The sequence below is a fragment of the Holophagales bacterium genome, from assembly GCA_016699405.1.
Lineage (GTDB): Bacteria > Acidobacteriota > Thermoanaerobaculia > Multivoradales > JAGPDF01 > JAAYLR01.
Genome location: CP064972.1, coordinates 2,755,040 through 2,770,445 on the forward strand (window position 1 = coordinate 2,755,040; position 15,406 = coordinate 2,770,445).

The 15,406-nt window shown below is 67.1% G+C and carries 10 protein-coding genes; 7 read left to right on the forward strand and 3 right to left on the reverse strand.

Annotated features, from left to right (window positions below; translation table 11 throughout):
• The first annotated feature begins 15 nt into the window (after nucleotides 1–15).
• Nucleotides 16–3,063 carry a carboxypeptidase regulatory-like domain-containing protein gene (locus tag IPJ17_11420; protein QQR72136.1) on the forward strand — a complete coding sequence of 1,016 codons (3,048 nt, stop codon included), beginning with the start codon at nucleotides 16–18 and terminating at the stop codon, nucleotides 3,061–3,063.
• A 55-nt stretch (nucleotides 3,064–3,118) separates the two neighbouring features.
• On the opposite strand, the gene IPJ17_11425 is transcribed toward IPJ17_11420, so the two are convergent.
• Entirely contained in the window at nucleotides 3,119–3,727 is a 609-nt protein-coding gene (locus IPJ17_11425) for a thioredoxin family protein (protein ID QQR72137.1), read from the reverse strand.
• Between the two features lie 31 nt (nucleotides 3,728–3,758).
• A complete protein-coding gene (locus tag IPJ17_11430) occupies nucleotides 3,759–4,775 on the reverse strand; it encodes a hypothetical protein (protein ID QQR72138.1) in 1,017 nt (338 codons plus the stop codon).
• 126 nt (nucleotides 4,776–4,901) lie between these two features.
• Here IPJ17_11430 and typA point away from each other — a divergent pair, with 126 nt between their 5' ends.
• The 5 genes from typA (at nucleotide 4,902) to IPJ17_11455 (ending at nucleotide 12,582) form a co-directional block, all read left to right on the forward strand.
• Nucleotides 4,902–6,731, forward strand: coding sequence for a translational GTPase TypA (typA, locus tag IPJ17_11435; protein QQR72139.1), 1,830 nt, complete (start codon nucleotides 4,902–4,904; stop codon nucleotides 6,729–6,731).
• Nucleotides 6,732–6,869: 138 nt separating this feature from the next.
• Nucleotides 6,870–8,312 carry a CSLREA domain-containing protein gene (locus tag IPJ17_11440; GenBank protein ID QQR72140.1) on the forward strand — a complete coding sequence of 481 codons (1,443 nt, stop codon included), beginning with the start codon at nucleotides 6,870–6,872 and terminating at the stop codon, nucleotides 8,310–8,312.
• 343 nt (nucleotides 8,313–8,655) lie between these two features.
• Nucleotides 8,656–11,490, forward strand: coding sequence for a choice-of-anchor J domain-containing protein (locus IPJ17_11445; GenBank protein QQR72141.1), 2,835 nt, complete (start codon nucleotides 8,656–8,658; stop codon nucleotides 11,488–11,490).
• 300 nt (nucleotides 11,491–11,790) lie between these two features.
• Nucleotides 11,791–12,198, forward strand: a complete 408-nt coding sequence (locus IPJ17_11450; GenBank protein QQR72142.1) for a hypothetical protein — start codon at nucleotides 11,791–11,793, stop codon at nucleotides 12,196–12,198.
• A gap of 96 nt (nucleotides 12,199–12,294) precedes the next feature.
• Complete coding sequence (locus IPJ17_11455) at nucleotides 12,295–12,582, forward strand: hypothetical protein (GenBank protein QQR72143.1); 288 nt, start codon at nucleotides 12,295–12,297, stop codon at nucleotides 12,580–12,582.
• 226 nt (nucleotides 12,583–12,808) lie between these two features.
• On the opposite strand, the gene IPJ17_11460 is transcribed toward IPJ17_11455, so the two are convergent.
• A protein-coding gene (locus IPJ17_11460; protein QQR72144.1) for an IS3 family transposase occupies nucleotides 12,809–13,938 on the reverse strand; the annotation gives its coding sequence in 2 pieces (ribosomal slippage) (nucleotides 12,809–13,686 and nucleotides 13,686–13,938; 1,131 coding nt in all).
• Nucleotides 13,939–14,846: 908 nt separating this feature from the next.
• On the opposite strand from IPJ17_11460, the gene IPJ17_11465 reads away from it, so the two are divergent.
• Nucleotides 14,847–15,344: a hypothetical protein gene (locus IPJ17_11465; protein ID QQR72145.1), complete on the forward strand. Its 498-nt coding sequence runs from the start codon at nucleotides 14,847–14,849 to the stop codon at nucleotides 15,342–15,344.
• Nucleotides 15,345–15,406 lie beyond the last annotated feature (62 nt).

Here is a 15,406-nt window from a genome sequence, read left to right on the forward strand (position 1 = left end):
CCTCTGGAGATGGACATGAACCCTCGCCCACACTTCCTGCGACGACTCCTTCGAGTGGTCGTCTGCTGGGCCGGTCTCGTTTCGAGTGCCGGCATGTCCTCGGCCGTGGCCGGACCTGCAGCGCCGAGCGTGGCCGAGCGCGAGAGCCTGCGTCAGCAAACAACCGAGCTGCGCCGGGAGCTCTGGCACCTCGAGGAGATGCTGGCGCTGACACCGCTCGAGGTGGGGGAGGCGATCACCGGCGCGGAAGCGCGGCGCGCCGAGATCGAGCGGGCGCTGCGGGGCTTGGCGACTCGCCTCGGAACGAGGTCCGGTATCGCGCCGGATGCCGCGAGCGAGGAGCTGCTTCGCGCGCGTGGCGAGCTCGACTCGCTGCAGGCGCGAATCGAGCGGCGGGCGGCGCGGCGAAGCGAGGTCGGACCGCAGTTGCCGTCCGCTCCGACGCGCGAGCCCGGCGATCTCGAGATCGTCGCCACCTCGACGCACACCACCTGCGAGACCGCGCTCGAGCTCGGCTCGACCCGCGTCCGCGGGATCGTGCGGCCGGAGGTCTGGTTTCGAGTGAGGGTTCCGAAAGCGACGAACGTGGCGATTCGCGCCGAGGCGCTTGACGAAAGCGTGAGCGTCACCACCTTCAGCCGCTGCGGAGGAGAAGCACTCGCTTCGTCCGGGTCACCTCTCCAGAACGTACTGTTCACAACTTCAGCCGGGTATGGCGACCTGTGGATTCGGCTCGCTTCGCGGTCGCAGGGCTCGAGGCGACACAACACCTTCACGATCGATGCGGCGCTCGATGTCGGCTCGATTTCAGGTCGGGTGACGAGAGCCGACAACGGGGTCGGGGTCTCGACCCAGGTTCAGGCCTATGTCGAGGCCGGCTGGAGCTACCGGACCACCTACTCGAATGAAGATGGTCAGTATTCGATTCCAGATTTGCCGCCGGGTTCTTACCGAGTCGTCGTCCCGTACGGGGGCGACCTCGTGGGGGAGCTCTTCGACAATCACCACTGTGCGGGCGGTCCACCGTTCGGTTGCAGCGTAGCCTCGGGTGACCCGGTCGTAGTGCAGGATTCGACGACGACGCCGGGAATCGATTTCCAACTCGTCGTCGGAGGACACATCGTCGGGCGAGTGCGGTTGGTCCCGGAAGGGACTCCGCCTGACTCCGCCACCGTGCGGATCCTCACGCCAGGTGGGCAAGACGTGGCGTACGACCTCATCGATCCGTTTGGTCGCTACGCCATCTCCGGGCTCCAGGGCGAGTACCGTGCCATCGCCGGTGCATCCGGGCGGGAAGGCCAAGTTTACGATCACGTCACTTGTGTCGGACCTTGCTCGGCTGAGCTCGGAACACCGATCGTCGTCGGTCCGGGAGATGACCGCACGGATGTCGACTTCGACCTGCCTCGGCTCGGAGCGATTGCTGGCCAGGTTCTCGACTCGTTGGGCAGCCCGATCCCAGGGGCGACTGTCGGCGCCTATGCGGTCAGCACGGGCGGATTCATCGCGTCCGCGACATCGTCAGCGGATGGTGCCTACCTCATCGAGAGCTTGCCGGCCGGCCTGTACACGGTCACGGCTCGGCCGATGCATCATGAGGCGAAGATCTGGGGAGGCGCAACCTGCACCTACTCGGAATCGTGCTTTCTCGAGTGTTCCGCAGGGACGCCCGTGTCGGTGTCTCCGCTCCTGACGACGGCGGACGTGGACTTCTCGCTGCGACCGTTCCAGTCGATCGGAGGCTCGGTTCGCCGAGAAGAGAACGGAGCGCCGCTCGCTGGCGTCATCGTCGCCAACGGGAATGGCTTCTACTGCCAGAGCACGTGGGGCGAATCGAATGTCGCGGGAGAGTATCGACTGGAGGCGGTGCCCCCGCAGGGGCATCGTTTGCGCACTTCGAACTCGCTCGGCCGCGTCGACGAGGTGTACGACGGATTCAACTGCGGCCCGAACGGCTGCAGCTCGACCGGGCTGCCGTTTACTTCCGTCCCTGTGAACCTCGACGCTCCCACGGAGGGAATCGATTTCTCGCTGGCCCTCGGAGCCTCGATTCATGGCTTCGTCCGCGATTCTCAGGGGCAGGGCGTTTCGGTCTGTGGTCTCGGCGGAGCAGTCCGGCTGCTGTGGAACGGCGGCGCGCCCCTCGACGACACCTGCAGTGGAGCAGACGGGGCCTTCACCTTCGACACGCTTGCCGCGGGAAGTTACCTCGTCGAAGTCCATGCGCCCAGCTACAACAGCGAACGGTGGGACAATGTGCCGTGTCAGGCATTCTGTACGGGCGGAACTCCCATCTCCATCGCCCAAGGGGAAGAGCGACACGGCATCGACGTTGCTCTCGATCACGCGGGATGGATTCGCGGCACGGCTCTCTCCGGTGACTCGGCGCGACGTTGCTGGTCCAGTGCTTCCATCGCGGCGATGGACGCAGGAGGGGCCGTCGTTGCTAGTGGCTACGCTCGCGACGACGGGAGCTTCTTGCTCACCGTGCCGAGCGCGGCTCCGGTTTACGTAACGGCCACAGCGGGCGGCTGTGAGCGCAGTCTCTTCCCGGGTCTGAACTGTCCCGGCCAGATCGGTGTCGACTGTCTCCTCGCTAGCGGCACGCCGATCTCGGTCGGCTTGAACCAGGTGGCGGAGAATGTCAACTTCTCACTGCGAGCGGCGCCGAGTCTGAGGGGGCGAGTGCTCCAAGGCCCGGATGGACGACCTGCGCCGGGGGTCGTAGTCGACGCCTTCCTTGCAGCCGACCACACGAGCGCCGGCTCCGTTCAGTCTGGAGCAGACGGAAGCTACCTGCTCTTGGCCGGCGCTCCGGGAACGGGCCTCCTGGTCGCGACCGACAACGGCGTCGGCGCCGTCGACGAGCTCTGGCAGAACGTACCCTGTCCGAACGGTCCCGCCTGGCTCGGCCTCTGTGACCTCAATCTCGCGACGCCGATTCCGCTGCGGGAGTACGAGGTCGTCACCGGCATCGACTTCGTCCTCTCCGGCTGGCCGGTGTTCAAGAACGGGTTCGAGAACGGGTCGCTCGTCGGGTGGGGCGGGAGCGTCTCGAATTGAGGCGAGCGTAGGGGTGAGGCTCGGGCCGCCCGATCCGGGCGGCCCCCGGAGGCCTTCAGTACTTCACACTGCAACCGTACGGCTTGGTGCTCACCGGGTCGACTGGCTTCCCGGCGGCGAGCGCGGCGAGGGCCTGCTCGACGTAGTTGACCTTCGCTCCGCCGGACTGGGCGCTGTCGATGGCGCCGGCGTAGGCGAGCTTGCCGCTCTTGTCGACGACGAACATGTGCGGGGTGGTCTTCGCGCCGTAGGCCTGGCCGGTGGCGCCGCTCGGGTCGTAGAGCGCCGGGTAGGTGATGCCGTGCTCGGCGTTGAACTTCTTGTAGGCGTCGGGCTGCAAGAAGTCGCGGTGGCTGGCGTTCGTCGAGTTGATCGCCAGGAAGACGACGTCGGGGTGCGCGGCGGCGAGGCTCACGACCGTCTTCTCCTCGGAGTGCTTGCGCGAGAACGGACAGTTCGGGTTGTTCCACTCGAGGACGACCGTCTTGCCGCGGAACTGCGCGAGGGAGACCTCCTTCCCGTCGAGGTCCTTGAGCTTGAAGTCGGGCGCCGGGTCGCCCACGGCGACGGCGAAGAGCGGTGTGGCGGCGAGCAGCGAGGTGAGGAGCAGGGCGACGGCGAAGGTCGCGGGGGCAAGGGCACGGGCACGGGCACGGTGTCGCATCGGGATCCTCCGGTCGTGGGTCTTGTCTCTTCTACGGACGTGGCCCGCCTTTGGCTCGCGGCCAGAGCGCCCAGACGAGGCCGAGCGCCGTGGCGGCGAGCACCACGCGCCATGGCCAAGTGAGGGGCGCCGGATCGGTGGGGGTGATCGGCCCCGAAGGCTGCGTCGCGGGCGCAGACGCGGCGCCCAGCGGCACGCCCGTTCGACCGGTCCAGCCGGACTCGCCGAAGGCGAGGGTCCACTCGAGACCGAGCTCGGGTGGCGCACCCGAGGGTCGGACCTTCCAGGCGAACGGCACGGCGAAACGGTGGCGGCGATCGCCGCGGTCGTCACCGCGCACGGCGAGGGCGACGGGACGGCCCAGCTCGACGAGCTCGTGCGGAGCGAAGAAGAGGTCGGTCGGCTCCTCGGGCAGGCCGGCGAAAGCGATCTCGAGCGTGCCGCCGGCGTCGCTCCGCTCGAGGAGCCGACCGGTCGCCGTGCCCTCCGGGGCCGGCGTGGGGACGCGCGAGCTCCAGGCGGCGAGCTGCGGCTGGGTCTCCGCGTCGGGTCGAGCCGTCTCGCCGAACGGCTGCACCAGCTCGAGGTGCGTGGTGAACGGAATGCACTCGCCGGCGCAGACCACGTAGTCGACCGTGCCCGTCACGTCGAGCGTCGGCGTGTCGCCGAAGGTGCCCCGGAGCGTCACGGGGTAGACCACGCGCTCGCCGTAGCCGAAGGCGACGAGCTTGCCGGGCAGATCGTAGCGGTGGGGCACGGGGAACCGGAGCTCGGCGGTGACCAGCCCCGGAGTGGCCCCGAAGTCGAGGCGGGGAGGGTAGCCGGCGTCGCCGGAGTTCAGCCAGTAGATGTGCCACCCGGGGTCGAGGGCCACCTCGAGGCCAAGCGCCAGCTCCGCGCCGCGGGGGGCGACGAGCCAGGGTGAGACGAGCCGGACGGCGACGGGGCCGTCGTCGTGCCAGGGGCCGGAGACGGCACAGGTCGGCGCCGCGAGCAACGCCAGGGCGAGGGCCATCCGGGCCGAGCGGGAGGAGGAGGACGCGGGCATCGGGGGGCGGATTCTACTCTCCGTGGTATTCTCCCGCGGCTTCCCGTCCCGGCCGGCCGGCTTTCCCTGCGGCTCGCGCCACCCCCGAGACCTTCCGCGAACGACCCGACTCTCCGGAGCCAGCGCATGAGCACCGAGTATTCCGACCACGGCGGATCGAGCAGCCGTCCCGACATCCGCAACGTGGCGATCATCGCCCACGTCGACCACGGCAAGACCACCCTTCTCGACGCCATGCTCTGGCAATCGGGCATCTTCCGGGCCAACGAGCACGTGGTCGAGCGCGTCATGGACTCCATCGACCTCGAGCGCGAGAAGGGCATCACCATCATGGCGAAGAACACCTCCGTCGAATGGCGGGGGACGCGCATCAACATCGTCGACACCCCCGGCCACGCCGACTTCGGCGCCGAGGTGGAGCGGACGTTGAAGATGGTCGACGGGGTGATGCTGCTGGTCGACGCCTCCGAGGGGCCGCTGCCGCAGACGCGCTTCGTGCTGAAGAAGGCGTTCGAGGCGCATCTGGCGCCGATCGTGGTGATCAACAAGATCGACCGGCCGGACGCCCGCGCCGCCGAGGTGCTCGACGAGGTCTACGACCTGTTCATCGACCTCGACGCCGACGAGACGCAGCTCGACTTCCCGGTGCTCTACTGCAACGCCAAGAAGGGGCTCTGCCGCCGCGAGGCCGACGGGCCGGACGAGACGCTGGCGCCGCTCTTCGAAGAGATCGTGCGCACCGTGCCGCCGCCGAGCTTCGACCCGGACAAGCCCCTGCAGCTGCTCGTCACCTCGCTCGACTACGACGACTACGTCGGGCGGCTGGCGATCGGGCGCGTCTTCAACGGCTCGATCCGCAAGACGCAGGACATCGTCCGCATCACCCTTGGCGGCGAGCAGAAGCCGGCGCGCATCACCATGCTCTACGGCTACGACGGCCTGAAGCGCACCGAGATCCTCGAAGCCGGGCCGGGCGACATCGTGGCGGTGGCCGGACTCGACGAAGTCAACATCGGCGAGACCTTCTCCGAGCCGGACCGGGCGCTCGCCCTGCCGCCGATCCACGTCGACGAACCGACGATCTCGATGATCTTCTCGGTCAACACCTCGCCGATGTCGGGCCGCGAAGGGACGCACGTGACCTCGCGCAAGCTCAAGGAGCGCCTCGAGAAGGAGACGCTGACCAACGTGGCGATCCGTGTCGAGCCGACGGACTCGGCCGACGGCTTCCAGGTCTCCGGGCGCGGCGAGCTGCAGCTCGCCATCCTGATCGAGATGATGCGCCGCGAAGGCTTCGAGATGTCGGTGGGCAAGCCCGAAGTGATCACGCGGCGGATCGACGAGGTGCTCCACGAGCCGATGGAGGCACTGACCATCGACTGTCCCGAGGAGTTCATCGGTCCGGTGACCCAGAAGCTCGGCGGGCGTCGCGGGCGGATGATGAAGATGGCCAACCACGGCACCGGGCGCGTGCGCATGGAGTTCCGCGTCCCGTCGCGCGGGCTGATCGGCTTCCGCGGCCAGTTCCTCACCGACACCCGCGGCACCGGCCTGATGAACCACCTCTTCGACGGCTGGGAGCCCTGGCAGGGCGAGATCGACCACCGGCCGACGGGAGCGCTGATCGCCGACCGCCCCGGCAAGGCGACCGGCTACGCGATCGAGAACCTGCAGCCGCGCGGCGAGCTCTTCGTCTCGCCGACCGACGAGGTCTACGAGGGGATGATCGTCGGCGAGCACGCCCGCGAGAACGACCTCGACGTCAACATCGTGCGCGAGAAGAAGCTGACGAACATGCGCGCCTCCGGGGCCGACGACGCGCTGCAGCTCGTGCCGCCGCGGCGGATGAACCTCGAGCAGGCGCTCGAGTTCATCAAGGAGGACGAGCTGGTCGAGGTGACGCCCAAGGCGTTCCGCCTGCGCAAGCGGATCCTCCCGGCGAACATGCGCAAGTAGGCGGGGGAGTCCGGAGCGGCCGGCCGCTTCGGGGACCCTCCAACGCACCGCCAACGCTCGCCTGCGAGGCTGCGACCGGACCGCGAGGGTGCCGGGGCTCACGCCCTGCCCCTCGCCCGGACAGCTCGGAGGCGAGCAATGGGAAACCTGACCAAGACAAGAGGGGCGGCTCTTCTCGGGCTCGCCCTGGCGGTCGCACCGGCGGGTGCGGCGACGATCCACGTCAGCACCACCGCCGACGAGATGCTGGTCGACGGCAACTGCTCACTGCGCGAGGCGGTCGCCGCCGCCAACGGCGACGCGTCGTTCGACGCCTGCGAGGCCGGGTCGGGCGCCGACACGATCGAGGTGCCGGCCGGGCTCTACACGATCGCCCTGGCCGGCGCGCAGGAGGACCTCGGCAACACCGGCGATCTCGACCTGCTCGGACCGGTGACCCTGCAGGGAGCCGGGGCGGGCTCGACGATCGTCGACGGCGGTCTGCTCGATCGCGTGTTCGACGTCAACCCGCTGAGCGTCGTCGACTCCTTCTCGGTCACCGTGAGCGGAATGACCCTCCAGCACGGCAAGGTCGCCGACCTCACGGCGATGGACGGCGGTTGTGTGGCGAGCCGGGGCTCCCTCCTGCTCGACGCGGTCGTTCTCGACGGTTGCACGGCGGTGCGGACGACACCGTCCGGCGCGATGCCTCGTGGCGGAGGCCTCTTCAACGCCGGGACGCTTCACCTGCAGAGCTCGCGGATCAGCGGCAGTTTGGCCGACTCCGCGTCGTTCATGGACGCCGGCGCCGGGGGCGGTCTCTACAACCTGTCGACCGGCGTGGCGACCCTCGTCGATTCGACGATCAGCGGCAACGGCGCCGGTCGCAACGACTTCACCAACGGACGCGGCGGGGGGATCTACAACGCGGGCGGCACGGTGAACCTGGAGCGCTGCACCGTCGCCGGCAATCGCGCTGGCGGGCAGAGCCCAGGCTCGAGCTACGGCGGGGGCATTTACAACGCCAGCGGTTCGATGGCGCTCGTCAACTCGACGGTCAGCGGCAACCTTTCCGAAGGCGGCATCTCCTTTGCCGGTGGCATTCAGACCGCCGGCAGCGCGGCCGTGATGACGCTGGTCAACTGCACGGTGGCCTGGAACGCGACCCCCGACATGAACCAGAGCGACAACTTGGCGCTTGCCGGCGGGGGCCTTACCCTGCGCAACACGATCGTCGCCGGAGGGCCCGAGAGCTGTTCGGGTCTGTCCGCCGCCAACTCGCTCGGGCACAACCTCGAGAGTCCGGGGAATCTGTGCGGCTTCGCGTCGACTGGCGATCAGGTCAACGTGCCGGCCGCCGCGCTGGCGCTGGAGGCACTGGCGCTCAACGCCCCGGGCACGACGGCCACCCATGCGCTCGGTGCGGGGAGCGTGGCGATCGGCGCCGCCGATTCGCCGGCCTGTCCGGCCACCGACCAGCGCGGCGTCGTTCGTGACGCCGCCTGCGACATCGGCGCCTTCGAGTGGCCGCCTTCGATCGCCCTGCTCGCCGACGGCTTCGAAAGCGGCAACCTGCTCGAGTGGTCGGGCTCCCTGCGCTGAGCCCGGCAGGTTGAGGGGGCAGGTCGCGCCCTCCAGGGTACGGCGCCCCGACGTCCGTCGCCGGCTGGCGCGGCCACGGCGGGAGGGGCCTTCGTCTTGCCCCGCTGCCGGGAAAATCGGATTCGATGGGGTGGGGATGGAGTCCGAGGCGAAAACGCGGTAGCGTTCGCGACGAATCGCGCGAGGTTCCCTTGCCCGCCCGACCTGCGCCCCGGATAGCCCGGACGCGGCCGACGTGGGCTTTCGGATATCGATGCTGCCGGAGCGCCTCCGGTGGCTCACGCCCCAAGGAGGGACCGTGAACGAAACGCGCATCTCGAGACTCGCCGTAGGAGCCGTCCTCTTGGCTCTCGCGGCCCCGGTCGTCGCTGTCGATTCGCCGCCCCAGATCACCTTCCGCGGCGCCAGCCGGGCCATCCAGTTCGATGTCTCGCCGCCTCTCCGCGACATTCCGCCGATCAAGCCGATTCCGGGGCTGTCGCTCCAGACCCGGCGTGAAGGAATGCCGGGCGAGGACCTGAACAAAACGACCGGTCCGCAGAGCATCGACCTGCTGGTCCAGGACTGGATCGGCTCCGGCGAGATGCCGGCGCCGAGCATCTCGTTCAATGGGCCGAGCAACGTGTCGGGCGTGTCGCCGCCGGACCCGGTCGGCGATGTCGGTCCGAACCACTACGTGGCGATGAGCAACCTGTCGTTCCAGGTCTTCAGCAAGACCGGCACTTCGCTCTATGGGCCGGCGCTCAACAACACGCTGTGGAGCGGATTCGGCGGCCCCTGCCAGACGGAGAACGCCGGCGACCCGGTGGTCCTCTACGACCAGTTCGCCGACCGCTGGCTGCTGACCCAGTTCACCGCGAACGGCCCCACCTACTACAACTGCGTGGCCCTCTCCACGACCAACGATCCGACCGGGACCTACTATCGGTGGGCGTTCACCACCGGGACGAACTTCCCGGACTACCCGAAGTACGGCATCTGGTCCGACGCCTACTACATCAGCACGCGCGAATTCGCCGGGTCGCCGTTCGCCGGGGTCGGCGCGTACGCCCTGAACCGGACGCAGATGATCGCCGGCAACCCGGCCCCCCAGGTCGTCTCCTTCCTGGCCGCACCGACCGGTGCCGGCGCCAACGTCGGCGACGGTCTGCTGCCGGCCGACATCGAAGGACCGGTGCTCCCGCCGGCGGGGACGCCGGAGTTCTTCCTCGGAACGCAGGACGACGGTGGCCCCTACTCGGCAGCTTCGGACGCCATCAACCTCTACAAGTTCCACGTCGACTTCGCCGTGCCGGCCAACTCGACGTTCACGCTGGCCAACACCATCCCGGTCGGCGCCTTCGATTCGAGCCCGGTGTTCTGCTCGGGCCGTGCGTGTATTCCTCAGCCCGGCACCACGAACAAGCTGGATCACCTCGGCTATCGCCAGCGGCCGTTGCACCGCGCGGCCTATCGCAACTTCGGCGACCACGAAGCGATCGTCACCAACCAGTCGGTCGAAGCGTCCGCCACCATGTCCGGCATCCGCTGGTGGGAGATTCGCAGCCCGAATTCCAGCCCGGTGATCTTCCAGGAAGGGACCTACGCTCCAGGGACCACCGACGGCATCCACCGCTGGATGGGGTCGCTCGCCATCGACAGCGCGGGGAACATGGCGCTCGGCTACAGCGTCTCCGACGGCGTCTCGGTCTTCCCGGGATTGCGCTACACCGGGCGTCTGTCGGCTGACCCGCTGAACACGATGCCCCAGGGTGAAGGGACGATCATCGCCGGAACGGGATCGCAGACCGGCTCGAACCGCTGGGGCGACTACACCTCGATGAACGTCGACCCGATCGACGACTGCACCTTCTGGTATGTCGACGAGTGGGTTCCGACCACGAGCTCGGTCGGTTGGCAGTTGCGCATCGGCGCCTTCAAGTTCGACCAGTGCGGCACGCCGGACTTCTACCTCGCGGCCTCGCCGCTCGACCAGACGATCTGCGCCGGCTCCAACGCCACGGTGACCGTCAACGTCGGTTCGATCTCGGGCTTCTCGAACAACGTCACCCTCGGTGCCACCGGGAACCCCGGCGGCACGACGGTGGGCTTCGCCCCGAACCCGGTGACGCCGCCCGGTTCGACTACGTTCACCCTCGGCAACACCGGCGCCGCGGCCTTCGGCACCTATCCGATCAACATCGCCGGGACAGCCACCGCCAGCCCCGGCCACAACTCGAACGTCAACGTGACGATCGACACGGCAGCCCCAGCCGCGCCGTCGCTCACGGCGCCCGCCAACGGTGCGCTGAACGTCGCGGTCCGGCCGACCTTCCAGTGGGGTGCTGCCGTCCAGGCGGTGAGCTATCGTCTCCAGGTTTCGAACTCGGCGGGCTTCGGCTCGCTGCTCCTCGACCAGGCCGGGATCACGGCGACGAGCTACACGCCGACGATCGATCTGCCGAGCAACACGGTGCTCTACTGGCGTGTCAGCGCGACCAACCCGTGCGGCCCCGGTGCGGATTCGTCGGTCTACACCTTCTCGACGACGGCGCTGCCGGGCGACTGCGGTATCGGCACGACGCCGCAGCAGGTCTTCTTCGAGAACTTCGACGGGGTCGTCACCGGCTGGACCCACAGCGGCACCGGCGACACTTGGGCGAGCTCGACGACGCGCAATCACAGCGCGCCGAACGCCTACCTCGCCGTCGACACGACGACGGTCTCCGACCAGCGCCTCGTCTCGCCGGCGATCGTTCTGCCGGCGGCCGCCTCCGGGCTGACGCTGCAGTTCTGGAATTACCAGTCGTTCGAAGACAATCCGCCGAACTGCTACGACGGCGCGATCCTCGAGGTCACGACCGACGGCGGCACGAACTGGACGCAGATCCCCAACGGATCGCTGCAGACCGATCCCTACAACGGGACCGTCTCGGCGAGCTTCTCGAATCCGCTGGCCAGCCTCAGCGCTTGGTGCGGCGACCCGCAGGACTGGCTGAACTCGGTCGTCGACCTCTCGGCCTACGCCGGCAACACCGTGCAATTCCGCTTCCGCATCGGCACGGACACCTCGGCCGGCCGTTCGCCCGACGGCTGGCACATCGACGACGTGAAGGTCCAGGCCTGCATGGCAGGGCTCTTCCGCGACGGCTTCGAGAGCGGCACCTTCTCTGGATGGAACGGCGGGGCCTACAACTGATTCCCCCGCAGTTCCTCGACACCACCGCTTGAACGACGGCCGGCCCTCCGGGGCCGGCCGTTTCGTTTACTCTCAACTCCGAAGGCAACGTGGAGCTTCCGCTGCTCGAGGTCGGCCGGCTGACACCTTTCCGCCGCCCCGCACATGGTCCGGCGCTGGCTGCACCCATCGCAGCGCCGGCTTCGCGTGCTGCGGTGGTGGACAGGTGCTGGACAGGTGCCAGCCACCTTCCAAGGGCCGATGGCGAGTGCCCAGACGGCACTCGGGATGACTGCGCCTCCTATACGAAAGCGCCTTGACATGACCGGATTCTCGATGGGGGCATTGGCGGTGGCTTTCGAGAGCCTCGTGCTTGCCACCAACAGGGTGGCATTGATCCTCGTAGGAGCACTCGGGCTCGTATTGGTTGCGGCCTCGCTCGTTCTCGAGCAGCCATTTCAGGGCGGCATACTCCTCGTTGGGCTATTTGGAGTCCTTGCCTTGGTTTGTGAGGTCACGAAGAGAAGGTACGCCCGTCTGAGCCTCCTCTCAGGAATTGGGGCGGACGTTTTCGGCTCCCTCATGTTTCTGATTCCGAACGCGGGTGCGGCCTCGCCTGGGCTCGGTGAGTGGATCGGAAGGGCGGTTGGAGCCGTAGTCCTGTTCCTCCTGCCAGCTGTTCTCCATCTGCGTGTTGGCTTTGGAGTCAGCCGGCAGAAGGCTGGATAGGTCAACCGAAGAATGACGGCTAGGCAGACCGCTCGAGACTCGAACTGCGAGTCCGATAGGCTCGAGCAAGCGGCTGCGTGACGGGGAGAAGGAGTGATGATCGTTCACACACGAGACCTGCGGGAACTAGCGGAGATGCTGCTGAATCACCTGGAGGAGACAGGCCAGGCGAGCGTGAGGGTAGACTGGGACTACTACTGGTTTGTACCGCGAGAGGTCGCTTTCGATCCCTATTCAAAGCCTTGCGAACTCTCCCTCGGGCAAATCAGTGACGACTGGTCGACGATGACGAAGGTCCTGAGCGGAGAGCTCCCCCCAGTCGGACTGACGTTGGTTGAGTTCGGGATGCTCCTGCGGGCGGTAGGGGAGGCAGCTCGCGAGTAGCGGCGACGGCTCCAACAGGATTCGCACGCGGTATCGTTTCGGGTCCAGAGACCAGTCGATGGCCGTTGTGGTCGGCCGTAAGCGTGACAGCCATCTTACAATCGGCTTCGACAGACGGCAGACTGGAAGAACGATGCAGATGAGGTACTTGCTACCATCAACGTAGAGCGCCTGAGCCCTGCCCCTTCATCGGTCCATCTCGGATGAGAGTCCGGGTTGAATGATCTCACTGGACCAGGTTCTTCGGAGTTTGCAGCCCGGAGGGAGCCGTAGGCGACCGGAGGGATGCAAACTCCGCCGGCGTGAGCCCTCCCAGGCTCGTGTGGGGCCGGTCGTGGTTGTACTCGACGCGCCATGCCTCGATCCGCTGTCGGGCGTCGGCCAGGGAGTCGAACCAGTTGGCCTCGAGGCAGTCGCGCCGCATCGTCCCGTTGAAGCTCTCGATGAAGCAGTTCTCGATCGGCTTGCCGGGCCGAATGAAGCGCATCTGGACACCCTTCTCGCTCGCCCAGCGGTCGAGAGCCTTGCTCGTAAACTCCGGCCCGTTGTCGACCCACAGCTCGCTCGGCACGCCGCGTTCGGAGACGAGGCGGTCGAGCACCCGGGTGACCCGCTCGGCGGGCAGCGACAGGTCCACCTCCGTCGCCAGGCACTCGCGGTGGTACTCATCGAGCACGTTGAGCAGGCGGAAGCAACGACCGCTGCTCAGGCTGTCCTGCATGAAGTCCATCGACCAGCGCTGTGTGGGGCCGGTGGCGGCCAACTCCCGGCTTCGCTGGGCCGCCGCGATGAGCTTCTTGCGCGGTTTCTGGCGCAGCCCCAGACGCTCGAGTCGATAGAGCCGCAGGATTCGCTTCCGATTCACCGCAAACCCTTCGCGACGCAGCTGCAGCCAGAGCAGATCGCACCCGTGGCGCGGCCTCTGGGCCGCGAGTTCCAGAAGTCGCTGCTGGAGGCGCGGGTCCGTCTTCCGTCGAGCCTGGTACCGCACCGTCGAACGATGCGCGAGCGCCAGCCTCGTCGCTCGCCGCTCGCTCAGCTCGAACTGCACCCGGATCGCCGTGGAGACCTCGCGCCGGGCCGGCGAGGTCACCACTTTTTTCCCAGCGCCCACTGTAGCGCCTGCTTGTCGAGCGTCAGGTCGGCTACCAGGGTCTTGAGGCGGCGATTCTCGTCCTCGAGCTGGCGAAGCCGCTTCGCCTCGCTCACTTCCATGCCGCCGAACTTCTTCTTCCACCGGTAGTACGTCGCCTCGGTGACCCCGCGCTGACGGCACACCTCCTTCACCGCCATCCCGGCCTCGGCTGCCTTCAGCACCCCGATGATCTGCTCTTCGCTGAACCGCTTCTTGCGCATCGCGCCCTCCGGGCTTCCGCCCCGCGGAGGACTCTCACTCTAACTGGACCGACTTTCGGGGAAGGGCTCACGCCATGTCCGAGAATCGTCGGGTGATCCTGCGGCGCTTGCAAGAGAGTACGCGGACACGTTCATGCATGAATCGCTGCATGCAGTGGACTTTGGGGCAGCGACGAGCACACCGCGCGAAACTGCTGCGCGGACCTACTTGCTTGATGTGAAGCGCGACGGCGAACCGTCTCTGATGGACTTTCGACTCGAGATTGGATACAGCGGAGGCAAGACACTGTGACGGGCCTTTGTCGTGCGCTGCTTGTTGCTCTATTGCTTTCTCTCGTGGCGGCAGCGGGCGTTGGCTTCGTTGTTTGGAGGACCTACAACGCGAGTTTCACGTCGACCGAGAACGCTGACTTCATCAGGATTCGCGGGGATCGCGGTTTCGTCCTTCTGGGGCCTGAGTTCATGCGGAACTTGATGGGAGACGCTTGGGCCAGTAGCCGCCTCTACTCCACTTGTGCGGGCTGGCGAACATCGAAGGAAACACTGCTCCAGGAAATGCCGCTTCAACCGCTCCCAGCTGCAAGCAATGGAGTCGTTCTGAAAGTGCCGCGGGCCGACGCCGAATGGGCGAGCATGATCGTGTACTCGTCGGGTCTAAAGAAGCTCTGCGGCCTCGAGGTCGACTTGGTGCACTCGAGTGTCATGAGCCAAGGGTGCAACCTGGTTGAGTCTCTTGACCGCAAACTCATTGCGGACGAGATGAAGCCAGCAACCAAGTGAGCTCGCAACATGGTCGTCACGTCGAAGACCGAAGACCGTAGAGGTGCCAGCCACCTTACAATCGGCCCGAAGGGCGACGCAGTCCTCAAGGCTTGCTACCCGACGTTCGATCCGTGATGCCACACCGAATGGAATCGCGCGTGGGGCCCCGCTACACCTCGTTTGCATGGGTGGCCAGCAGCTTGCTTGTTGTCAGGGCTGCCTTGCACGCGGTTGTAGCAGTCGGTCTGCATCTGCGTTTGCTGGAGGTCTCGGACATCGAAGGACTGCCCAGTGCGTTCCTCGTTGACCACTGCGAGTTCTGGGTCGGTTCGGACTTGAGGCTGCTTGGGTGGTTGGCCCCTGTTGCCGTCATGGCTCGAGTCGCTCATACAAGGAGCCTTGCTTCATTCTTCTTCGGCGCGCTTGGCGGCATTGCCGGGCTCGCGCTCGCGATGGCGATCTCCGCCTTGCCTGCCTTGATAGTCCGCGGGTATCTTCCTGCGATCGGGATCGCTCCCAATACCTGGGTGGCTGCGCTGCTGTTCACGGCTCTCGCGCTAGCGCTCATCAATGCTCCTCTGGTGTTCATGCGCTGGCGCTCACACGGGAGGCGGAAACTCCGGGAATCGGGTAAGGCGGACTGAGCAGCCAGGCGCCAAGCAGCGGTGGTGAGAAACGAGCCCGGCCCGTTGGCTGGGCTCGTCGT